Source organism: Selenomonas sp. FOBRC9, from assembly GCF_000287655.1.
GTDB lineage: Bacteria > Bacillota > Negativicutes > Selenomonadales > Selenomonadaceae > Centipeda > Centipeda artemidis.
On sequence record NZ_ALJR01000002.1, the window covers coordinates 1 to 22,616 of the forward strand.

The following is a 22,616-nucleotide window of genomic DNA, read 5'->3' on the forward strand; positions in this document are numbered from 1 at the left end:
AATAACCTCCCCAGGAAAATCCTCGGATACGATACACCCAAAGAGCGTTTCGATTCATATGTTGCTCAATTCGCTGCCTCGTAACTTTTTCCCTACTTGTCCCACTTGCTATTGCAATTTAGGGTCGATAGATTTTTCCCCTGTGCGCGAAAAAACATTATCTTTTCCCGCTCAATTAGTGTAAGATGGTGATAGTGACACATAGGCTTCTCCTTGATCAATGTGGTCGTTGCAAACTCCATTGTATCAGATTCCTATGTGTCACGTTTTCTATTTTATCTGCTGTTGCACTTAGATTGTAAATTCAAGATAGAGAAAATATGATGTGCATATATTCTGCTTGCCAAAAGTCAAAAAATCAAATATAATAGACGAAAGATTTTAGAGGATTACAGAGAAGGTGATACAATGAGCAATATTGCCGATATGATAGAATCCTATATCCTTCGGCAGCTTGCCGCACGCCAGGACGGGCAGGTGGAGCTGAGGCGAACGGATATTGCAGATGAAATTTCATGCGCGCCGTCGCAGATCAGCTATGTGCTCTCGACGCGTTTTACGCAGGATAAAGGTTTTGTTGTGGAGTCGCGGCGCGGGCTTGGCGGGTTTATCCGCATCGTGCAGGTGCCGCTCAAAGATCTCGTCTACGAGGATATGATCTCGAAGATTGATGTGCATACGGATATGAGCACGATGCAGTCGATGGTACGCTATCTCGCGCAGCACGGCATGGTAGAGACGCGCGAGGCGGCACTCATGATGCAGACGGTGACAGGACTGTATCGGTCCAAGACACTGGATGCGCGCGAACGTGTGCAGATGCTGAGGACGATGCTCCTCACACTCGAGAAATTTACGTAGATACCCATGAACTTTTTTGACGCCGCATACGATGATTGTAAATAGAAGCGGCGGTTTACACAGGAGCTAGGGGAAAGGGATTACCGTCATGCTTTGTGAAGAATGCGGACGCAATGAGGCGATCGTGCACATCGTGCAGATTGGCCCCGGCGGACGAAGTGAAAAAAATATTTGTATGAGCTGCGCCGCACGCTACGGAGAGACGATTCTTCGCGCACAGCAGCAGAATGTGTCGGTGAATGATTTCCTGCGCGGCATCTTTGGCAGCGGTGATGAGGAGAGTGAGACGGCCGACGATGCGGTGCATACGACCTGCCCGAACTGTGGGATGCGGTTCCAGGACTTCTCACAGGCGGGCATCGGGTGCTCGGTCTGCTATGAGACGTTCCACCATGAACTCCAGCCCCTCCTGCGCCGCATCCATGGGTCGAGCGTGCACCGCGGCAAGATTCCGCATCGTTCAGGCAGCGCTATCGTTCTGCGGCAGGAGGCGGAGCAGCTTCGCATACGACTCAAGGAAGCTGTTGCACGCGAGGAGTATGAAAAGGCTGCGGAGTACCGCGACCGTATCCGTCATCTTGAACAGCAGATGGAGGAGGGATGAGGATGGCGCTGGATGATCTGCTTCGCAGCGGGCGCCTCCCATGGTTCGGTGTCGGCGGGCGGGACGGCGACGTCGTCCTCTCGAGCCGTGTGCGTCTCGCGCGCAACCTGGTGCAGCTTCCTTTTCCAAATCGTGCGGATCATGCGCAGCTCGCCAAGATTCACGGGACGGTGGATACGGCGCTCGCCTCTGTGACTGCCGATACGGGCTTTGTCTTTGCGCGTGCGGAGATCAACCGGTTGACTGCACTGCAGCGTGCGGTGCTCATCGAGAAGCGTCTCATCAGTGAAAAATTTGCCGAGGCGCAGCCCTACCGTACAGCCTATATCAGTGACGATATGATGGTGAGCATTCTCGTCAATGAGGACGATCACCTGCGGATTCAGACGATGGCGCCGGGGCTCGGGCTCACGCAGGCATTCGAGGCAGCATCAAAGGTAGACGACTGCATCGAAGCGCAGATTGATCTTGCCTTTGATGAGACGATGGGCTACCTGACGGCGTATCCAACGAATCTTGGCACGGGGCTGCGCGCCTCGGTGCTCCTGCATCTGCCGGGACTTGTCTATACGCGCAACATTGATAATATCGTGAATACATCGCTCCGGCTCGGGCTTGCCATGCAGCCGCTCGAAGGAGGCGGTGAGGCGGCGCACCTCTATAAAATATCAAACCAGCTCACGCTCGGCTACTCCGAGTCTGAGATCATCGAAAATGTCCGCAGCGCCGTCAGTGAGATTACGGGGCATGAGCGGCGCGCGCGCAAGGCACTTTCCTACTTTGGGAAGGACGGCGTAGAGGACGTTGTGTGGCGTGCCTATGGAATCCTTGCCTACGCACGTTCCTTAACGGAGCAGGAGGTGTTCGATCTCGCCTCGCGTGTGCGGTTCGGCATTGATCGCGGCATCATTACGGGGGTCAGCCCCGACTGCTACGCGGAGATTCTCGTCGCCACGCGCGACGCGTATCTCAAGAATTTGACAGAGAATGAAAATTTGGCACAAAACGAATTAAACAGCGTGCGCGCCGCGCGTGTACGCGAGATACTTGATACATACCGTATCCGGGGATAGGAGGGGGACGACTTGAATTACAGACAGTTCTTTACGCAGACGGCAATTAAGGCGGTCGAGTTTTCACAGTACATCGCGCAGCGGCGTGGGAAGGGGTACATCGGTACAGGACAGCTGCTGCTCGGCATTCTGCACATGCGCGATACGATTGCGGCGGAGGCGCTGACCGCGCACGGGGTGGACTATGACAGGGTGGAGCAGGTGCTGCGCACGGGGGACGTATTTCAGGACGTCCGCGTTGCAAATGAAGAGGTACCTTACTATACCCGCCGTGCGCAGCGCGTGATGCAGGGGGCAATCGATACGGCGCGCGAGGAACGTTCCTTTGTTACGACAGAGCACATCCTGCTCAGTCTCCTGACGGAGGCTGAAGGGACGGCGGTGCGTGTTCTCGAAGAGCTGGACGTCGATATTGAGGAGCTGCAGAGTCAGGTCTTTGAGCGTATGAACAGCGTTGAGGAAACGCCCAAGGGAAAATCCGCACGCAAAAAACCGGGAAAGGGGGAGAAGTCCGTTCTGCCGGCATCCCTCAAAAAATACGCACGTGATCTCGTAGGAATTGCCCGCAGCGGAGGCATTGATCCCGTGATTGGGCGCGATACGGAGATCGACCGGCTCATTCAGATTCTCGCGCGGCGAACGAAGAACAATCCGCTGCTTCTTGGCGAGGCGGGGGTCGGTAAGACTGCCGTTGCCGAGGGGCTCGCACAGCGCATTGCGGACGGCGAGGTGCCGTTCCTGCTTGAGAATAAGCGCATTGTCTCGCTGTCTATGACCGCGCTCGTTGCGGGGACAAAATATCGCGGCGAGTTCGAGGAGCGGCTGAAGAATGTCGTGGATGATGTCATCAAGTCCAAGAATTTGATCCTCTTCATCGATGAGATCCATACGCTCATCCGTACGGGCGGTGCGGAGGGCTCGCTTGACGCAGCGAACATTCTAAAGCCTGCGCTCGCCCGCAGCGAGATGCAGATCATCGGCGCGACGACGCAGAGCGAGTATAAAAAACATTTTGCAAAGGACAGCGCGCTCGCTCGGCGGTTCCAAGTGGTCACGGTGGGAGAACCGAGCGAGGAGGATGCGGAGCGGATCCTGTTCGGGCTCCGTGACAAATATGAGGAATTTCATCACGCGCAGATTGAGGATACCGCTGTCTGTGCAGCGGTGCGTCTTGCGAAGCGATATATCACGGACCGCTATCTGCCGGACAAGGCGATTGACCTGATGGATGAGGCGGCATCACGTGTGCGTATGCAGCACATCGGCATGAGTGATGCGCTCTCCGGTCTGCGCGCTGAGCTCGTGGGTCTGGTCAAAGAGAAAGAACGTGCCATCAGCGCACAGAACTATGAGGAAGCGGCTCGGCTGCGCGACCGTGAACAAGAGCTGCGCACACAGCTTGAAGCGGCGCGGCACGGCGATGAGCAGCGGACGCTCATCCATGTGACGGAGGACGACATTGCGAGCGTTGTGGCACAGTGGACGGGCATTCCGGTGCAGCGCATTGCAGCAAAGGAGTCGGATCGTCTGCTCATCCTCGAAAAGACGATTGGACGGCGTGTCATCGGTCAGGACGAGGCAATTCATGCGGTCTCTAAGGCGGTGCGCCGTGCGCGTGCGGGGGTGAAGGATCCGCGCCGTCCGATCGGATCATTCCTCTTTCTCGGATCGACGGGAGTCGGCAAGACAGAGTTGGCGCGCGCACTCGCGGAGAGCGTGTTCGGCACGGAGGATGCAATCATCCGCTTTGACATGTCCGAATATATGGAAAAGCATACGACGGCACGTCTTGTCGGCGCGCCTCCGGGCTATGTCGGCTATGAGGAGGGCGGGCAGCTCACGGATGCCGTGCGGAAAAAGCCGTTCTCGATCGTTCTCTTTGACGAGGTGGAGAAGGCGCATCCCGATGTGTTCCACATGCTGCTTCAAGTTCTTGAGGACGGACGTCTTACGGACGGACAGGGGACGGTCACCGATTTTCGCAATACCATCATCATCATGACATCGAATGCGGGGGCGAATCATCTGCGCTCGACGACCGGAACGATCGGGTTTGCCATGGGGCAGACGGCAGGATCGGATGAAGAGCGTGCAAAACAGCGCGTCATGGAGGAAGTGAAGAAGCTCTTCCGTCCGGAATTTCTCAACCGCATCGACGATATGATCGTTTTTAACGCGCTCGGCGAGCCGCAGCTCTCCAAGATCGTGGATATTCTCCTCCGCGATGTAAAAAATCGTCTCGCAGAGCAGGAAATTCAACTTGAGGTCAGCCCCTCGGCAAAACGAGTACTCATTGCGAAGGGGACGGATGTGAAGTTCGGCGCGCGTCCGCTGCGCCGCGCGATTCAAAAGAATATCGAGGATGCGCTTGCGGAGCGCCTGCTCTCGCGCGAGTTCGGTGCAGGCGATACGGTCTCCGTGCGCAAATCCGGAGACGGGCTGGACTTTGTGAAGAAACTGCATGTGAAGAAGGAAAGCCGTGCCAAAAAATCCGGCAAGGCTGTGCTCAATGAAGTCTGAGACGCACGGGAATGTGCTTGCACCCCGCACATGGGGCAGCGACGCAGCGAATTTCCTGCTCAATTTAGGATGGTCGCTCTGCTGGCTGGCACGGTCAGCGTGTCGTTTCATCAGAAAGAGAATATAACGTCGTATAGGGAAGCTCCCACGGGGCTTCCCTATCTGTATTGGGAGAGCTTATGGCAAAGAAGAAGAAAACGGCATATGTCTGCCAATCCTGCGGATACGATACGAGCAAGTGGATGGGCAAATGTCCGGGCTGCGGCGCATGGAACTCTATGGTAGAGGAGATCGTTGTGCCGGAGTCGGAGGCGCGGCGCAGCGGACTCGGCGGCACGGATGCCGCACCGCCGCAGCCCATCGGGGAGATTACAGCGGAGGATCTGCCGCGCTTTTCAACCGGATCGGGTGAACTTGACCGCGTGCTCGGCGGCGGAGTGATTCCAGGATCGATGGTGCTCGTGGTTGGCGATCCGGGCGTCGGCAAGTCGAGTCTCACACTGCGCGTGTCGGCAGACATTGCACGTGCGGGGCGGCGTGTTCTCTATGTGACGGGAGAGGAAAGCGCGCGTCAGATTCGGATGCGCGCGGATCGTCTGCGGGCGATCGCAGACGACCTGCTCGTTGTGAGCGAGACGAATCTCGATGCAATCTGCGCCCATGTCGTACAGGAAAAGCCTGCACTTTTCATCATCGACTCGATTCAGACAATGTACCGCCCCGACATCGAGAGTGCGCCCGGCAGCGTCTCGCAGGTGCGCGAGTGCGCGATGGAGCTGATGCGCATCGCAAAGACGGAGGGAATCGCCGTCTTTGTCATCGGACATGTGACGAAAGAGGGCAGTCTCGCAGGACCCCGCGTCCTCGAGCACATCGTGGATACGGTGCTCTATTTTGAAGGAGAGAGAAACGCCGAATACCGCGTCCTGCGTGCCGTTAAGAACCGGTTCGGCAGCACGAATGAACTCGGTCTCTTTGAAATGCGTGATGTGGGACTCGTCGACGTGCCGGACGCTTCAAAGCTCTTTCTCTCCGAACGTGCCCAAGAAAGTGGATCCGTCATCGTGCCGTCGGTGGAGGGGACGCGGCCCCTGCTCGTCGAGGTACAGGCTCTTGTTGCGCCGACGCCGTATCAGCCGCCGCGCAGGACGGCTGACTCTGTGGATGTGAAGCGTATCCAGCTTCTCCTTGCCGTCCTCGAAAAGCGTGTAAAGCTCCCTATCGGCGGAGCGGACGTCTACGTCAAGGTTGCGGGCGGTATACGCCTCGACGAGCCCGCCGCGGATCTTGCGCTGTGTGTTGCGATGGCGTCGAGCTTTGCCAATCGTCTGCCGCGCCCGCATATGGTCGTCTGTGGAGAGGTTGGTTTGTCGGGCGAAGTGCGCGCCGTTTCGCAGGCGGAACTTCGTGTCGCGGAGGCACGGCGGCTCGGACTGCGCGCGGCGGTTCTGCCGATGAAGAACTATCGGCAGCTCGCCGGAAAGTTCAAAGATATGGACCTCTTTGGTGCAGAGACCATCGGCGATGCGCTCAAATGCGCTATGCCAAAAAACATTTAAGAAAAGATCCTCCTGTGCCGATAAACAGTTAGAAGAGGTGATGTGTAGATGAATGCAAGCGGACTGATGGCTGTGTCCACAGCAGAAGGCGGTTCCGCAGGAGCAGGCGTACAGGGCGTGCGTCCGGTATCCGCGGCGAGCCGCACGCAGACAACCTCAGGGAAGAATTTGTTCAGCGATACGTTTGACGCACTGCAAAAGAAAGAACAGCAGAGCAAAACAAGCGCGCGCGGCACAGCCGCGGAAAAGACGCAGAATACCGAAGCGTCCGCCGCTGCGGATCAGCCGTCGGCGCAGGACACACAGGATGTTACGAAACAGGCGTCGACAAAGGCGAAACCGGGGCAAAAAGCTGCGCCGGTACAAAAGGATGTGCAGAGTACGGCGCGCGATGCTGCAAGTGAGCCGGAATCGGCAATCGCAGCGCTCGCTGCCGTCGCCCCCACTGACGCGGCGGAAGTCAGCGAAGAGGTAAACGCAGGACTTGACAAGGCGCTCACGGACATTTTGGAGCGCTTTGAGATTATCGGCGCACAGAAAACCGAAGAAGTGCTGCCCAAAGAGGTACAGAGCCTGCTCCAACGGATTCCGGAAGAGGGGCTGAAGAACTTCAACCTACTTCGTACCCTCTCGGGAGAGCCGCTCGCGCAGATGAACGGCGAGGGAAATGCGCCGCAGACGGAACCCATAACGCAGATAGGGCTCTCGGCACAGCTCCGCAGTGCGGTGCTCGAAGATATTCTGCGCACGTCGGAGAACCTGCCCGCAGTGGCGGAGGAAAATAAAGAACTCCTTGCACAGGTCACCATGGACGGCTTGATCGAGAATACGGAGCGGCAGCTTGACAGCGCCGCCCTGCAAAGCCCTGCAGGGACGCTCCTGCAAAGTACCGCCCGGGAGAACGTGCTGAACCGCGCCGTACAAAATGTTGTGCAGGGCGTTCTGCAGGTTGAAGAAACCGCAGCGCCCATCGTGCAGACAGCGGTGCAGCAGCCTGTACAGAATACGCTGCGTGCTGCACAGCTCGTGGGTGATGTGCTTACCGTGGAGGAGGGCGGCGAGACGCCTTCGCCGCTCGATGTACTTGCGCAGCGGACGATGCGCCGCGAGACTATGGGACAGGGCGCGCAGCAGCAAGAGGCTCGTCAGGGCGATCAGAGTGCGGAGCAGCAGATTCCGGTTGTGCGCACGGAGATCACTGCCGAGCCAGCAACACCGCGTGCGGCAGAACCCCTGCCGCAGCAGAGTCCTCAGCCCATCGGCGTCCACACGGGGACACCCGCACCGCAGGTCGAGGTTCCCTCGGCGCCCGCACAGGAAGCTGTGCCGCAGCGACCGCAGCCGGACTATGAGATTCCGCGTCAGATCGTGGAGCAGGCGCGTCTCCTGCGTACGCTTAACGATACACAGATGGTCATTCGCCTGAAACCGGCGCATCTCGGCGAACTCACGCTCCGCGTTGCCGTCAGCTCGGACGGCGCCGTGCAGGCTTCCTTCCACAGCGACAACGCACAGGTACGCAATGTGATCGAGAACAGTCTCGTTCAGCTCCGTCAGGAACTGAATAACCAAGGGCTGAAAGTCGATCGTGTCGGCGTCTACACCGGTCTTGCGGACGGACAGATGCCGCAGGGACAGGGACAGGAAGCCTGGCAGCAGAGTGAAGGAAGCCGCAGTAATACGCGTGTTTATGCGCGCGGCGATGCGGAAGATTATGAGGACGGCATAGAGGGCATACTGCCGACGCAGAGCGCGGCGGAGCCGGGCGGCGTGATGACGGCGGACGGCGTGGATTACCGCGTATGATGCGGTCTGAGGAGGAATTATCGTGGCAAATCCATTGAATACAATCACGGCGAACGGCGTCACACAGGCGCTGTCCGACTATGAGGCGGCGAAGAATCAGGAAAAGGCTGCCAATAAGAAGAATGACGCGCTCGGCAAAGATGCCTTTTTGCAGCTCCTCGTTACGCAGATGAAATACCAGGATCCGCTGGACCCGCAGGACAACAGCCAGTATCTCTCTCAGCTGGCGCAGTTCTCCGCGCTTGAACAGATGACGAACGTTGCGAAAGGGCTTTCGGATGTGCAGAAGGTTGTTGACAATATCAACTCCTCGGTGCTCATCGGTCAGCTCAGCGGCATGATCGGTCAAAAGGCGCAGTGGGTCACACAGGTCAAGGGCGAAGATGGAAAGATGACGAAGCAGAGCTTCGAAGGCAAGATCATCGGTGTCAGCATCACGGACGGTGAGCCGAGCGTGATCGCCGACGTCAACGGTAAGACGCATCAGGTCAAGATCTCGGAACTCGTCCGCATCGGCGATCTTTCTGCACAAAAACCGTCGCCGACCCCGCAGCCGACGCCCTGAGCCATCATACAGCAAGAATTTATGTCGTTGAAATAGTATTTCAGCGACATTTTCTCTTGCGAAACTGATATTTTTCTATTATAATATAGTAGAATCGTCCCAATGGAAAATGGGGCGGGGAAATGAACGGAGGGATCCATATGGTATCGGCATTAAATGGAGGCGGATTCGGTTCCAGCCTCTTCCAGCAGGCAAACCAGAGATTGTATTCGCTTGGCAGCCAGGCAACGCGGGCAAAGATGGAGGAAGTCAAGGAGGTTACGGGCAGCTCGAATTTCGGTGCCGGCACAACCCTCGGAACGGGTAAATTCCATCAGACCCAGTCGAGTGTCGTACAGAACGGCACACAGAGCGCATCGCGCGCTGCGCAGCAATCTGCGGAGAATATGAATCCGGAGAGCCTCGGCTCGAGCAGGTTCCAGCAGTCGAACCGTCAGGCGCAGTCTGTTGGCGGACAGGTGACGTATGAACTAATGCAGCAGGTGAAGGATGCCTATGCGACGAGTCATCCCGTAGAGAATCTTGGAAGAAATGTAGATATCGCAGCGTAATAAAACAACTGCCATACGAGAGCGTACTGAACGCTGCGTATGGCAGTTGTTTATTTCTGCAATAAAATATAAAGATGATGAACCTTAACCCTCTGCAGGTGAACCTTCATGCGGTGTTTTCGCATTAAAACGCTGCATGATAAACTGTTGGAAGCAGAGTGCCGCAGGGGAAAGGCGCAGGTTTGTGTTCCATGCAATGCCGACGGCGCGCTTGCAGACGGGGAAGGAGACGGGAATGTAGCAGAGTCGCGGATAGCCGACCCCTGCGAACTTGGGCAGGAGACTCACGCCTAGTCCTGCCGAGACGAGACCGGAGATCGTCGAAACGTCGTCGCCTTCGAACGTGATCGTCGGATGTACGCCCGCGAGCTCGAAGAATTGATCCACGAGAATACGCAGGCTGTAGCTTTTCTTCGGTGCGATCAACGGCTCGTCCTCAAGCTCACGCAGGTCTACATGCGTGCGGTCTGCAAGCGGATGTCCCTGCGGCACGGTGGCAAAGAGCTCTTCCGACCAGAGATAGACCCATGCGCTGTGCTCCGTCGTTGGGATGGTCGAGCAGAGACAGAGATCCGTCTCGCCGGTCGCGACCTGCTGCGCGAGCGTTGCCGAGTCCTGCTGATGGAGACGAATGTGGATCTCCGGATGAATCTCACGAAAATCGCGCAGGATACGCGGGAGCAGATAGCTGCCGAGCGAGTGGATGAAGGAGAGCTTGAACATCGGCGGTTCTCCCGTTCGATGCAGACGCGCCTCCTCCTTTGCCGTGTCGACTTCGCGCAGGATGCGGTCGGCATGACGCAGCAGTCGTTCCCCCTCGGGGGTCAGCTCGATCTCTCCGTCGCTGCGCTTGAAGAGATGAACGCCGAGTTCCTGCTCGAGTTTTGACATGGAGCGGCTGAGCGCGGGCTGCGAAACGTCCACCATGCGTGCGGCACGCGTGAAATGGCGGATGTTTGCCATGACCTGAAAATATTTTAACTGAGCAATCTCCATATGATTCCTCCGGGTTCTATGCGTCTGATCCAAATACGATGCAATTTACCATACAGTATGATATAAAATGATTAAATTTTCATGTGCGTACGGAAATGTGAGGTTTTTTCGCCTTGACAAGCATGCGGTGTTCTGATAATATATTCCATGTCGCAAATGCGGCGGAAAAGTACATATGGAGTGGTACTCAAGAGGCTGAAGAGGACGGTTTGCTAAATCGTTAGAGTGGGTAACCGCTGCGAGAGTTCGAATCTCTCCCACTCCGCCATTTCTATCCATTAGCCTTTATCAGGCTTTTTTTGTTTGTTAAGGAGATGCTGCTATGGGAATGCAGGGCGCGCCGCCGTCATTTATTGAACGATATTTCAAAGTACGCGAGAAGGAAACGTCGGTCCGGACGGAACTGCTCGCGGGCATGACGACCTTTATCGCAATGGCATATATCCTGTTCGTCAATCCGAATATCCTTGCCGATGCGGGGATTCCAAAGGAAGCGGCAATTGCCTCGACCATTTGGATCGCGGCGCTTGCCTCCATGTCCATGGGGATTTTTGCGAATTATCCGGTCGCGCTCGCGCCCGGTATGGGGCTCAATGCGTTCTTCGCATATTATGTCTGCGGGGTTCTCGGTCTGCATTGGACGGTTGCTCTTGGCGCCGTGTTCTTTTCGGGGATACTCTTTCTCCTTCTCACGGTGGGCGGTATCCGGCAGGCAATCATCAACGCCGTGCCGCGTGATCTGAAGCTCGCCATCAGTGCGGGCATCGGCCTTTTCATTGCGTTCCTTGGTCTCAAAGGGACAGGTCTGATCGTGGAGAATGCGGCTACCTACGTCTCCCTCGGTCATGTGACGCAGCCGACGACGCTGCTCGCGCTGTTTGGTCTTCTTTTTACGGCGGCACTCATGGCACGCAATATTCACGGTGCAATTCTCATTGGAATCTTTGTCACGACAGTACTTGCTATGGCGTTCGGGCTGACGCCCCCGCCCCATGGGATCGCGGATATTGTCAGCACTTCGCTTCCGCATATGGGCGATACCTTCGGGCAGCTTGATCTCACAGGCGCGTGGAATTACGGGCTTGTTTCCATCATCTTTACATTTACCGTCGTTGAGCTCTTTGACAATATGGGGACGCTGATCGGTCTGACGACTAAGGCAAAGATGGTGAAACCCGACGGGCGCATCGAAAATATCGACAAAGCGCTCACAACGGATGCGGTTGGTACGATGGTGTCCGCCGTGTTCGGTACCTCGACCGTAACCTCTTATGTAGAGAGTGCCGCAGGCATCGCGGCGGGCGGACGCACGGGGCTGACTGCCGTCACGGCAGGACTGCTCTTCCTCGTCGCGCTGCTCTTCACGCCGCTCATCGGGCTTGTCCCCGCATTTGCGACCGCGCCCGCTCTCATTCTCGTCGGCGCACTGCTTATGTCGGAGATCGGCAAGATCAACTTTGCGGACTTTACGGACGCGCTGCCGGCATTCCTCACGATCATCATGATGCCGCTCACGTCGAGTATCGCGAACGGCTTTGCGTTCGGCTTCATCAGCTACACCATCATGAAGCTCGTCAGCGGACAGTATAAAAAGGTCAGCTGGATCATGTACCTCGTTTCGATTGCGTTCCTCATCAACTTGGCGCTGCGCTCATGAAAAAACCTTTCGGGAAACATCTCTGGCTTGGACTTGCGGCAGTCATCATATTTGTGCTCGCACAGTTCCTTGTGCAGCGATTCAGCGCGGCACCTTCTGCGCACAGTACGGGAGAGGTACGCCCTGCAGAGGGAACGCTTGTCGTTCGGATGCTTGAGATCGGGCAGGGCGACGCGATCCTCGTGCAGACGGGGACGGAGAATATCCTCATCGACACGGCGGACGTGGATGAACGCGATCAACTTCGTACACAACTGGCAAAGGCAGGCATTGAAAAGGGCGGGAGAATTGATAAAATTATCCTCACACATCCCCATGCCGATCACATCGGCGGTATGGACGTCCTGCTGAGAGAATATGCCGTGGGGGAGGTCTATGACAACGGACAGCCCTCGAACTCTCCTGTGTATCGCGGCTATATGAAGCTGCTTGCGGAAAAGCGTGTCCCAAGCCGGGCGCTCACAGCAGGCGATACGATCGACCTCGGCAGCGGAGCGCACTTTGAAGTCGTCGCGCCGACGGCGGCGATGATCGACGAGGTGCACGCGAAGAAGAAAAAGAAATCCGACCCGAACAATGAATGCGTGGTTGGGCGTCTCGTTTTCGGCGATTTTTCCATGATGTTCACAGGGGATGCCGAAGACGCCGAGGAAGAGGCTGTTTTAGCGCGTACGCCGGCGGAACGTCTCCGCAGCACGGTGCTCAAGGTCGGGCATCACGGCAGCAAGACGTCCTCCACACCGGAATTTTTAGAAGCGGTGCATCCGAGTGTCGGTCTTATCTCCTGCGGGTTCCCGAATAAGTATTGGCATCCGCATAAAAGTACGCGTACCGCACTGAGTAAGCGCGGCATCGACGTCTACAGCACGCCTGTCAACGGCATGATTACGATCGTAAGCGATGGAAAAACCTACCGTGTAGAGCCGGAGAAGGGCGATAAGAACGATTTCGGTATCTATGAGAAGCGCGAAAAAGATGAGCCGAAGGAATCCAAGGGGACAGGGAGGAAGAAATGATTTCCGCTTATATTGACCGATTTGAAGAAGAATATGCAGTCATCCTGCTCGGCGACGACTTCCTATCGGTGGATTTCCCACGGAACTTTCTGCCGGAGGACGTCAACGAGGGAGACTATATCAAGATACACATTGAGCGCGACACTGCGGCGACAGAGGCTGCAGAAGCGGAAGCACGCGCATTGCTCAGCAGCCGATAGGAGGTGTTACCGGTATTGTTTTACGGTATTTGGAAACAAGTTTTGCGGATGAGTCCGCTGCTCATAACAGCGGTGGTACTTGCCTGTATTTGCGCATTATGGACGGGAACCGGTGAGGCAAAGGGGAAAACAGTGCGTCTCACACATGTCGCGAGCGCGGTCACGGAGATCGAAGGGCGCACGGCAATGCGTATTGAGATTGAGACGAATCGCCCGGAGGGGCTTTCCTATACGCTTTCCGAGCGTTATCATGCGGAGAACCAACTTCTTGTCGAACTGGAGAACGTCGAGGTTCATGAGCAGTTCCCACAGCAGCTTGCGCTCGATGGGATGATTGGACAAAAACTCGTCCTTGTACAGCGTGAGAAAAAGCGCGCGGCACTGCGCATCTATGCCTTGCAGCCGCTCAACCACGAAGATGCTTTCCGCATCTATACGGTACCGGGAGACGCGAAGAGCAAAACGCATGAGAAGCTCGTCATTGAACTCTTTGCCGACGGAGGCAAGGTGTTCGGCGGAGCGGTGCGCGGACACACGATCGTCATCGATCCGGGACATGGCGGCAGCGACTCGGGCGCGATCGGATACTCGGGTGTGAAGGAAAAGGATGTCGCGCTTGCCGTCGCCCTTCAAGCAGAGCAGCTTCTGCGTGCGGCGGGGGCGGACGTCGTGATGACGCGCACGCGCGATACGGACGTCTCGCCAAGCGATCACTCCCCGTCGGGGGAACTGCAGGCGCGCGTAGACGTCGCGGCGGCGTATCCAAAGGCGGAGTTGTTCCTCTCCATTCACTGCAACTCCTTTACGAATCCGAATGCACACGGCATGGAGACCTATTATTATCCAAAGACAGACAAGGACGAGCACTTTGCGATCCTTCTCAACGAAGAACTTGAAAAGGCGGGCGGGCGATTCAACCGCGGCGTGAAATACGCGAAATTCTACCTGCTCCGACATACGGAGATTCCTTCATCTCTCGTTGAGATGGGGTTCCTCTCGAACCCGGAAGAGGAGGAACTGCTCGCAAGTGCCGATTATCAAAAGAAAATGGCGGAAGCGATCTTCCGCGCGATTGTACGCTATTTTGAATGAAATGAAAGGAAGAGATGCGGAGATGTTGATGCAGTCAAACTACAAAAAGAGCGTCTGCGCGCTCGCGTGTGCCGCGTTCCTCACGCTTGCAGCGGGCTGTGCGGACGAGCAGAGCAGCTCGCCTGCGGCGAGCTCAACCGAAGCCCAAAGCGGACAGGATGTTCCCGAATGCTGCCGTCCCAAAGAGCCGAAGGCGCTCAAGGTGAATGTCTACTATCCGAAGGACGACGGCATGGGGCTCGTTGCAGTGACGCGCACGGTCAATACGGAGAAGGACGATAAATACACGGCGGCAATGAAGTCGCTCCTTACCGGGACGAAAGAGAAGGGACAGACGACCGTCATTCCGAAGAAGGCAAAGCTCCACAGCGTAAAAGTGCAGAACGGCACGGCGACCGTAGATTTCTCAAAAGAGCTGCAGCAAAACTTCAGCGGCGGATCGACGGGCGAGGAGATGCTTGTCGGATCGATTGTCGATACGCTGACGGAGTTCCCGGAGGTTCAGAACGTGCAGATCCTGATCGACGGAGCCAAAGTGGAGACTCTTTCGGGGCATATGGATCTGTCCGAACCCCTCGCACGGATGTCCGAATTGGTGAAATAAGCCGGCTTGTCATTTTGACCGTTTTATGATAGGATACAAATGACAATGGCGGACGGCGCGTTCTTTGTGTGTCCGCATATTTAGGAAAGAAACAGGAGGTCGTTTCATACAATGAAGGTTACGGCAGAGCATGGTGAAAACCGCGAGGTCACTCTGACGATTGAAGTTGAGCAGGATAAGCTTGAAAAAGCGTCGGAGGGCGCGGCAAAGCGCATTTCCGCGCGCGTAAATATTCCGGGCTTCCGCAAGGGCAAAGCGCCCCGCAGGATTGTTGAGAATTTCGTCGGCAAAGATGCGATTTTGCAGGAGGCGTTCGAAGGACTCGCGCAGAAGGCGTTTGAAGATGCTCTGACGGAGCAGAATATGGAGCCTGTGACACGTCCCGAGATCGACATTGTGACGCTTGAGGACGGCAAAGACGTCGTTTTTACGGCAAAGTTTACGCAGCGCCCCGACGTCCGGCTTGGTACGTACAAGGGGCTCGCCGTCCCGAAGGAAGAAGTCACGGTTGCGGACGAGGATATCGACCGCCAGATCGAGGGGATGCGTCAGCATCAGGGGACGCTCGTTGATGCCCCGGCGGACGCCGCCGTTAAGAACGACGACTTTGTGACGCTGGATTTTGAGGGCTTTGTTGACGGCGCAGCATTTGAGGGCGGCAAGGGTGAGGACTACCCGCTGCAGATCGGTTCGGGCAGCTTCATTCCCGGATTTGAGGATCAGCTCATCGGCGCAAAGGTCGGCGAGGAGCGTGATGTGAACGTTACGTTCCCCGAGGAGTACCATGCGGAAAATCTCAAGGGCAAAGACGCAGTGTTCAAGTGCAGGATCCGCAGCATAAAATCGCGCGAACTACCGGAACTTGACGATGCATTCGCAAAGAAGGCAAGCAAGTTCGAGACACTTGCAGAGCTGCGTGAGGATGTCCGCAAGAATCTCCTTGCCGCCGCGGAGCGCAAGGCTGAGACGGAGCGCCGTACAAAGGCGATCGACATGGCGACGGACAATGCCGCGATGGAGATTCCGCCCGTCATGGTGGAGAACCGCATCACGGCGATGATTCAAGAGATGGCGATGCGTCTCGAACAGCAGGGCATGAGCCTCGAGCAGTACCTCCAGTACGCAGGGCTTGACATCGCGAAGATTCGCGAGGATTACCGGGAGACCGCAGAGAAGAACGTCCGCACGGATCTCATGCTCGAAGAAGTCGCAAAGGCAGAAGGCATCAAGGTTGAGGGCAGTGACCTCGACAGGGAAGTCTATGCGATGGCGGTTTCCTACGGTGCAACACCGAAACAGGTTCAGAAGATCATCAAGGAGCAGGGACGCGTCAGCGATCTTGCGGCGACCGTGCTGCGCAAGAAGACGGCACAGTTCATCGTCGACAATATCACGGCGTAAGGCGTCCCCCTTGGGGAGGAATATATGAGTTACTATGTACCGATGGTGGTGGAGAACTCCAGCCGCGGGGAGCGTGCCTACGACATCTACTCCCGCCTGCTCAAGGAGCGCATCATCTTTCTTGGCGGTCCGATTGACGACAGTGTCGCAAACGTCGTGGTCGCACAGATGCTCTTTTTGGAATCCGAGGATCCCGATAAGGACATCCATCTCTATATCAACAGCCCGGGCGGCGTCGTGACGGCAGGACTTGCCATCTACGATACCATGCAGTACATCAAGCCCGATGTCTCGACCATCTGTATCGGACAGGCGGCGAGCATGGGGTCGATCCTGTTGACTGCAGGGGCAAAGGGCAAGCGCTATGCTCTGCCGCACGCGCGCATCATGATTCATCAGCCGCTTGGCGGCGCGCAGGGGCAGTCCACGGATATTCAGATCCAGGCGAAGGAGATCCTGCGTCTGCGTGAGGTCGGCAATGAGATTCTTGCCCGCCACACGGGGCAGGACACCGATAAAATCAATGTCGATACCGAACGCGACAACTTTATGTCCGCCGAGGAGGCAAAAGCCTACGGGCTGATCGACGAAGTGGTCGTACGTCCCCCGGCAGCATCCAAAGAGAGCAAAGATAAGGGCTGAGGGGGTGTGACGCGATGAAATTTGGCGAGGAAGACAAGGGGCAGCTCAAATGCTCGTTCTGCGGCAAGACGCAGGAGCAGGTGCGCAAGCTCGTTGCCGGCCCCGGCGTATATATCTGTGACGAGTGCATTGAACTCTGCAACGAGATCATTGAGGAGGAGTTCAGCGACGACGTAGAAGTCGGGTTGAGGGATGTCCCCAAACCGAAGGAAATCCGCCACATATTGGATCAGTACGTCATCGGACAGGACGAGGCGAAAAAATCCCTCTCCGTTGCGGTTTACAATCACTATAAGCGCATCAACGCGGGGCATGGAAAAAATGACGATGTGGAACTGCGCAAGTCCAACATCCTCATGCTCGGTCCCACGGGCAGCGGCAAGACTCTGCTCGCGCAGACACTCGCGCGCATTCTGAACGTCCCGTTTGCCATCGCGGATGCAACCTCGCTCACAGAGGCGGGGTACGTCGGCGAGGATGTTGAGAACATTCTGCTTAAACTCATCCAGGCGGCAGACTACGACATCGAGAAGGCGCAGCGCGGCATCATCTATGTCGACGAAATCGATAAGATCGCGCGCAAATCTGAGAATCCCTCCATCACACGCGACGTTTCAGGCGAGGGCGTACAGCAGGGGCTGCTCAAGATCCTTGAGGGGACGACGGCGTCCGTACCGCCGCAGGGCGGGCGCAAGCACCCACAGCAGGAGCTTTTGCAGATCGATACGACGAATATCCTTTTCATCTGCGGCGGCGCATTCGACGGGATCGAGGAAATCATTGAGTCCCGTCTTGGGAAGAAGCAGATGGGGTTCGGCGCCGAGGTGCGCTCCAAGAAGCGTGTCTCCGTCGGTGAATCACTCAGCAAGGTGATCCCTGAGGATTTGATGAAGAACGGGCTCATTCCCGAATTTATTGGGCGCCTGCCCGTCGTTGTCACCCTCAGTTCGCTGGATGAAGCGGCGATGGTGCGTATCCTCACGGAGCCGAAAAATGCACTTGTCAAGCAGTTCCAAAGACTTCTGGATATGGACGGTGTCCGTCTGACGTTCGAGCAGGATGCACTGCACCTCATTGCCAAGGAAGCACTTACGCACAAGACGGGGGCGCGCGGACTGCGCTCCATCATCGAGGGCATCATGCGCAACGTGATGTATGAGGTGCCGTCGATTCAGGGCGTTACGGCTTGTCAGGTGACGAAGGAAGTCGTTGCGAATCACAGCGATCCCATCCTTACCATTGAAGGGAAGGGCGCTGCACGGGCAGCGGCTGCCAACTGATACATTTTTGCATGAGAAAGGGGCGTGCCTTCTGCGGCAGTCCCTTTTTTTGACCCGAATAACGATAATTTGAGAAGGAAATATTATGGCCGAGAAACGAACACTGCCGGTGCTTCCGCTGCGCGGTCTTGTCGTCTACCCGCATATGATGGTCAACGTCGATGTGGGGCGCGATCGGTCCGTTGCGGCCACTGAACGCGCCATTGCGGGCAGCAACGAGGTGCTTGTCGTCGCCCAGCGCGACCCCGACGCCGAGGATCCGACGGAGCGCGATCTCTATACGGTCGGTACCGTTGTTGAGATTCGCCAATTTCTGCGTATGCCGGAGGGCGTTCTGCGCATTCTCGTTGACGGGAAAACGAGGGCGAAAATCCTCGCCTACCGTGAAGGAGAGAACTATGCCGAGGCAGATGTTTCAGAGTATGAGGAAGAAGAGGGCGCACCGGCCTCCAAAGATGTGGAAGCACTTACGCACGGTGTTTCCGACAAGTTCGAAGAGTGGGTAAAAATCTCGCATAAACTCCCGCCCGAGGCGCTGGTCTCCATCTCCATCATGGAGGACTCGGGGCGGCTCGCAGACATCATCGCAAGTCATCTCAATCTCAGATACGACGTTCGGCAGGAAATCCTTACCCTCTTCGACGTACGCGCCCGCCTCGAATACCTCTATGAGGTACTGCTGCATGAGCTTGACATCATGGGCATCGAGCAGAAGATTGGCCGTCGCGTTCGAAAACAAATGGACAAGGTACAGCGGGACTTTTACCTGCGCGAAAAGATCAAGGCAATTCATAAGGAACTGGGCGAGGATGCGGATAAATCCGCCGATGTTGAACGCTATCGCGGTATCCTAGAGAAAAAAGAATTTCCAAAGGACGTACGCGAGACGATTGAGCGTGAGATCCACCGATTGGATGCCAGTCCTGCGACAAGCTCCGAGGTCGGTGTCATTTGCACTTATCTTGACTGCCTCGCGGAGCTGCCGTGGACGGAGACGACCGCGGAGCACGTCGATATGACGGAGGCGCATAACATTCTCGAGCGTGACCATTATGGGCTGGAGAAAATCAAAGAGCGTATCCTTGACTATCTTGCTGTACGGAGGCTTGCGCCAGAGCAGAGTGCACCGATCCTCTGTCTTGTCGGTGCGCCCGGCGTCGGAAAGACCTCACTCGGAGCTTCGATTGCGCGCGCCATGGGGAGAAAATTCATTCGCGCATCGCTTGGCGGCATCCGCGATGAGGCGGAGATTCGCGGGCATCGCCGTACCTATGTCGGCGCAATGCCGGGACGCATTATCGAGGGAATTCGCCGCGCGGGGGTGAAGAACCCTGTATTCCTTCTCGACGAGGTGGATAAAATCGCGATGGATTTTCACGGCGATCCGTCGGCAGCACTGCTTGAGGTACTGGATCCCGTGCAGAACTGTACGTTTAGCGATCACTATGTCGAGCTGCCGTTTGATCTCTCGCGCGTCTTTTGGATCGTCACGGCGAATAACGCCGCACGTATTCCCGCGCCCCTGCGCGACCGCATGGAGATCCTGAACCTATCGAGCTATACCGAACTCGAGAAGGTCGAGATCGCGCGCCGTCACCTCCTGCCGCGCCAACGCACCCAGAACGGGCTGAAGGCGAAGGACATCCGTGTTGCCGCGGGCGTCTATCCCGAGATTATCCGCTCCTATACACGCGAGGCGGGCGTGCGCTCGCTCGAGCGCGTTATCGGGCGTCTTTGCCGCAAAGCCGCGCGACGCATCGTCGAAGGTGAGACCGCGCCGATCAGCGTCACAAAAGCGAACCTCGTCGAATTTCTCGAAAAGCCTGCATATCACGCGGCGAAGCAGGAGAAAAAACCGCTCGTCGGCGTTGTTACGGGGCTTGCATGGACAGAGGTGGGCGGCGATGTCCTGCGCACAGAGGTCAACGTCCTGCGCGGCAAGGGGAAGCTCATCCTCACGGGACAGCTCGGTGATGTCATGCAGGAATCCGCACAGGCGGCGCTCTCCTATGTGCGCAGCCGCAGCGAAGCACTCTCTCTTGCGGAGGATTTTTACGAAAAGGACGACATCCACATCCATCTGCCCGAAGGCGCCATTCCAAAAGACGGTCCTTCTGCCGGCATTACCATGGCGACCGCGATGATCTCCGCCCTCACGGGGCGCAAAGTGCGCGGCGACGTTGCCATGACGGGAGAGATCACCCTCCGCGGCAACGTTCTTCCCATCGGCGGGCTGAAGGAAAAGACCCTTGCCGCCTATCGCGAAGGGATGAAGACCATTGTTCTCCCGCAGGAAAATGCCCCCGACATCGAGGACATCCCCGACACCGTGCGCGAGGCACTTGAGTTCGTACCGGTCACACACATGGATGAGGTACTCAAAATCGCGCTCTACAATTAGGAGGTTTGCCGTGCAGGAAAGCGTCGTGGTCACGAAGGCCGTCTACCTTGCCTCAGCCGTGCGGAAAGATCAGTATCCGGAGGTGCGCCGTCCCGAGGTCGCATTTATCGGGCGATCCAATGTCGGAAAATCATCCCTCATCAACTCCCTTACACGGATACGGCAGCTTGCGCGCGTCTCCTCGAAGCCGGGGAAGACGCAAACCATCAACTTCTATGAACTGCTGCTGCGTATCGACGGGGGAGAGGAGCGGCATCCCGTGCATATCGTCGACCTGCCGGGCTACGGCTATGCAAAGGCGGCGCGCGACAGCAGAAAGACGTGGGCAAAATTTATTGAAGAATATTTCTTGACCTCCGAATACCTGCGGTTCGTCTGCCTCTTGCTCGACATTCGTCATATGCCGATGGAGTCCGATCGAAATATGTTTTCGTGGCTCATCGCACATGACATCCCTGTCCTCGTCGTTGCGACGAAGGCGGATAAACTCGGCAAGAACGCCTGTCGTGCGCAGATCGCGGCGATGCGGCGCGCCCTCGGTGTTCCGGAACTTACAATACTTCCCTATGCGTCTCCAAAAAATGAAGGTCGTTCAGAATTGCTTGACGTGATGAAGGATAATCTGATAGAATAGGAACAAGAGAAATGAATGCGGTTCATCTTTGTGCCGAGGCATCCGCCCCTGAGCAAGGCGGACATACAGCGCGGCACGCGAAGTGACCGCGCTGTGTGTATTTTTAGGGAGATGTATACGATGATGGAATTAACCGATTTTGACAAACGGCTGCTGAACCTCCTGCAGGGGAACCTGCCGGTGTGTTCGCGGCCGTTTGCGCGTTTGGGCGAGCAGCTTGAAACCGATGAGGAGCACGTGCTTGAACGCCTTGCAGCGCTCAAACGAGAGGGCTATCTCCGGCGCATCGGCACATTTTTCAACTCCGAGCGACTTGGTTACAGAGGGACACTCATCGCGCTCGAAGTGGACGAAAGCTGCCTGCCCGACGTTGCGGCGGCGGTCAACCGTTATCCGGGGGCAACGCATAACTACGAGCGTGCGGGAGGGGATTACAATCTTTGGTTTACACTGCTGACAGTGTCACAAGAAGCGGAGGAGAAGATCCTCCGAGAGGTCGCCGCGCTGAAGGGGGTTAAACGCGCAATGAGCCTTCGGGCAAAACGGCGCTATAAAATCAATGTCCAATTCAAGCTCGCATAGGGAGGCGCGACATGACTGATACGGCAGAAATCAGCATCCTCGATAAGAAAATCATCCGTCTCCTGCAGGGAGAGTTCCCGCTTGTCGCCGAGCCATATAAAATATTGGCAGAGAAGATCGGCATCACAGAAGAAGAACTTCTCGCACGGATCACCGCCATGCGCGAAGAAAAAAAAATTCGCAAAGTGGGCGCGGTGCTCCGACACCGCGAAGTCGGCTTCACCGCGAATGCCCTATGCGTCTGGGACGTCCCCGATGCACAAATGGATGAGGTCGCGCGCCGCATGGCGGAGCATCCGCGCGTCTCGCATTGCTATGACCGCAACCGCAGCGAAGATTGGCGGTATAACCTCTATACTATGATCCACGGATACAGCCGCGACGAGTGTGAGGAGATTGCTGCCGTACTCGCCGCAGAGACCGGGATCGCGGAGCGGCGGATGCTCTATACCAAGCACGAGTGGAAAAAAACCTCAATGAAGTATTTCACGGAAGACGAATAGAGCAAATTTTACGTGAGTAAATGAAAAGAATAAAATAGTATGGAAGACGTCATATGAAAAGGGCGATTA

At 56.5% G+C, this 22,616-nt stretch carries 21 protein-coding genes and 1 tRNA gene; 21 read left to right on the top strand and 1 reads right to left on the bottom strand.

What is annotated here, in order from left to right:
- Positions 1–408 precede the first annotated feature (408 nt).
- The 8 genes from HMPREF1147_RS00225 to HMPREF1147_RS00260 all read left to right on the top strand — a co-directional run bounded on the left by HMPREF1147_RS00225 (position 409) and on the right by HMPREF1147_RS00260 (position 9,539).
- Positions 409–861, top strand: a complete 453-nt coding sequence (locus HMPREF1147_RS00225) for a CtsR family transcriptional regulator (protein WP_009350011.1) — start codon at positions 409–411, stop codon at positions 859–861.
- A gap of 88 nt (positions 862–949) precedes the next feature.
- Positions 950–1,465: a UvrB/UvrC motif-containing protein gene (locus HMPREF1147_RS00230; protein WP_009350012.1), complete on the top strand. Its 516-nt coding sequence runs from the start codon at positions 950–952 to the stop codon at positions 1,463–1,465.
- Between the two features lie 2 nt (positions 1,466–1,467).
- Positions 1,468–2,538, top strand: coding sequence for an ATP--guanido phosphotransferase (locus tag HMPREF1147_RS00235; protein WP_009657222.1), 1,071 nt, complete (start codon positions 1,468–1,470; stop codon positions 2,536–2,538).
- Positions 2,539–2,550: 12 nt separating this feature from the next.
- Positions 2,551–5,058 (top strand): ATP-dependent Clp protease ATP-binding subunit, encoded by a 2,508-nt coding sequence (locus HMPREF1147_RS00240; protein ID WP_009657220.1) that lies wholly within the window; start codon positions 2,551–2,553, stop codon positions 5,056–5,058.
- Positions 5,059–5,237: 179 nt separating this feature from the next.
- The gene (gene radA / locus HMPREF1147_RS00245; protein WP_009657212.1) at positions 5,238–6,617 is read left to right on the top strand and encodes a DNA repair protein RadA; all 1,380 of its coding nucleotides are present in this window, start codon (positions 5,238–5,240) and stop codon (positions 6,615–6,617) included.
- A 48-nt stretch (positions 6,618–6,665) separates the two neighbouring features.
- Complete coding sequence (locus tag HMPREF1147_RS00250) at positions 6,666–8,423, top strand: flagellar hook-length control protein FliK (RefSeq protein WP_009657201.1); 1,758 nt, start codon at positions 6,666–6,668, stop codon at positions 8,421–8,423.
- A 22-nt stretch (positions 8,424–8,445) separates the two neighbouring features.
- Positions 8,446–8,988 carry a flagellar hook assembly protein FlgD gene (locus HMPREF1147_RS00255; RefSeq protein ID WP_009657203.1) on the top strand — a complete coding sequence of 181 codons (543 nt, stop codon included), beginning with the start codon at positions 8,446–8,448 and terminating at the stop codon, positions 8,986–8,988.
- Between the two features lie 140 nt (positions 8,989–9,128).
- Positions 9,129–9,539: a hypothetical protein gene (locus HMPREF1147_RS00260; protein WP_009657230.1), complete on the top strand. Its 411-nt coding sequence runs from the start codon at positions 9,129–9,131 to the stop codon at positions 9,537–9,539.
- A gap of 84 nt (positions 9,540–9,623) precedes the next feature.
- Here the strand turns inward: HMPREF1147_RS00260 and HMPREF1147_RS00265 are convergent, their stop codons facing one another.
- Positions 9,624–10,535, bottom strand: coding sequence for a LysR family transcriptional regulator (locus tag HMPREF1147_RS00265; RefSeq protein WP_009657202.1), 912 nt, complete (start codon positions 10,533–10,535; stop codon positions 9,624–9,626).
- 177 nt (positions 10,536–10,712) lie between these two features.
- Here HMPREF1147_RS00265 and HMPREF1147_RS00270 point away from each other — a divergent pair.
- The 13 genes from HMPREF1147_RS00270 to HMPREF1147_RS00330 all read left to right on the top strand — a co-directional run bounded on the left by HMPREF1147_RS00270 (position 10,713) and on the right by HMPREF1147_RS00330 (position 22,547).
- Positions 10,713–10,803, top strand: a tRNA-Ser gene (locus HMPREF1147_RS00270).
- A 54-nt stretch (positions 10,804–10,857) separates the two neighbouring features.
- Positions 10,858–12,192, top strand: coding sequence for an NCS2 family permease (locus tag HMPREF1147_RS00275; RefSeq protein ID WP_009657221.1), 1,335 nt, complete (start codon positions 10,858–10,860; stop codon positions 12,190–12,192).
- Positions 12,189–13,208 (top strand): ComEC/Rec2 family competence protein, encoded by a 1,020-nt coding sequence (locus tag HMPREF1147_RS00280; RefSeq protein WP_009657213.1) that lies wholly within the window; start codon positions 12,189–12,191, stop codon positions 13,206–13,208. The genes HMPREF1147_RS00275 and HMPREF1147_RS00280 overlap by 4 nt, the downstream gene beginning before the upstream one ends.
- Complete coding sequence (locus HMPREF1147_RS00285) at positions 13,205–13,408, top strand: DUF3006 domain-containing protein (RefSeq protein WP_009657215.1); 204 nt, start codon at positions 13,205–13,207, stop codon at positions 13,406–13,408. The genes HMPREF1147_RS00280 and HMPREF1147_RS00285 overlap by 4 nt, the downstream gene beginning before the upstream one ends.
- 15 nt (positions 13,409–13,423) lie before the next feature.
- On the top strand, positions 13,424–14,500 hold the full coding sequence (locus HMPREF1147_RS00290; protein ID WP_009657238.1) for an N-acetylmuramoyl-L-alanine amidase: 1,077 nt from the start codon (positions 13,424–13,426) through the stop codon (positions 14,498–14,500).
- A 1-nt stretch (position 14,501) separates the two neighbouring features.
- The gene (locus HMPREF1147_RS00295; RefSeq protein WP_156791284.1) at positions 14,502–15,104 is read left to right on the top strand and encodes a GerMN domain-containing protein; all 603 of its coding nucleotides are present in this window, start codon (positions 14,502–14,504) and stop codon (positions 15,102–15,104) included.
- 111 nt (positions 15,105–15,215) lie between these two features.
- Positions 15,216–16,505: a trigger factor gene (gene tig / locus HMPREF1147_RS00300; RefSeq protein ID WP_009657241.1), complete on the top strand. Its 1,290-nt coding sequence runs from the start codon at positions 15,216–15,218 to the stop codon at positions 16,503–16,505.
- Positions 16,506–16,529: 24 nt separating this feature from the next.
- Complete coding sequence (gene clpP / locus HMPREF1147_RS00305; protein ID WP_009438149.1) at positions 16,530–17,147, top strand: ATP-dependent Clp endopeptidase proteolytic subunit ClpP; 618 nt, start codon at positions 16,530–16,532, stop codon at positions 17,145–17,147.
- Between the two features lie 14 nt (positions 17,148–17,161).
- Positions 17,162–18,427 (top strand): ATP-dependent Clp protease ATP-binding subunit ClpX, encoded by a 1,266-nt coding sequence (clpX, locus tag HMPREF1147_RS00310; RefSeq protein ID WP_009438054.1) that lies wholly within the window; start codon positions 17,162–17,164, stop codon positions 18,425–18,427.
- 85 nt (positions 18,428–18,512) lie between these two features.
- On the top strand, positions 18,513–20,828 hold the full coding sequence (gene lon / locus HMPREF1147_RS00315) for an endopeptidase La (protein ID WP_009657200.1): 2,316 nt from the start codon (positions 18,513–18,515) through the stop codon (positions 20,826–20,828).
- Positions 20,829–20,838: 10 nt separating this feature from the next.
- Positions 20,839–21,462 carry a ribosome biogenesis GTP-binding protein YihA/YsxC gene (yihA, locus tag HMPREF1147_RS00320; RefSeq protein WP_009438031.1) on the top strand — a complete coding sequence of 208 codons (624 nt, stop codon included), beginning with the start codon at positions 20,839–20,841 and terminating at the stop codon, positions 21,460–21,462.
- A 120-nt stretch (positions 21,463–21,582) separates the two neighbouring features.
- Complete coding sequence (locus tag HMPREF1147_RS00325; RefSeq protein WP_009657228.1) at positions 21,583–22,044, top strand: Lrp/AsnC family transcriptional regulator; 462 nt, start codon at positions 21,583–21,585, stop codon at positions 22,042–22,044.
- 11 nt (positions 22,045–22,055) lie between these two features.
- On the top strand, positions 22,056–22,547 hold the full coding sequence (locus HMPREF1147_RS00330) for an Lrp/AsnC family transcriptional regulator (RefSeq protein ID WP_009657232.1): 492 nt from the start codon (positions 22,056–22,058) through the stop codon (positions 22,545–22,547).
- Positions 22,548–22,616 lie beyond the last annotated feature (69 nt).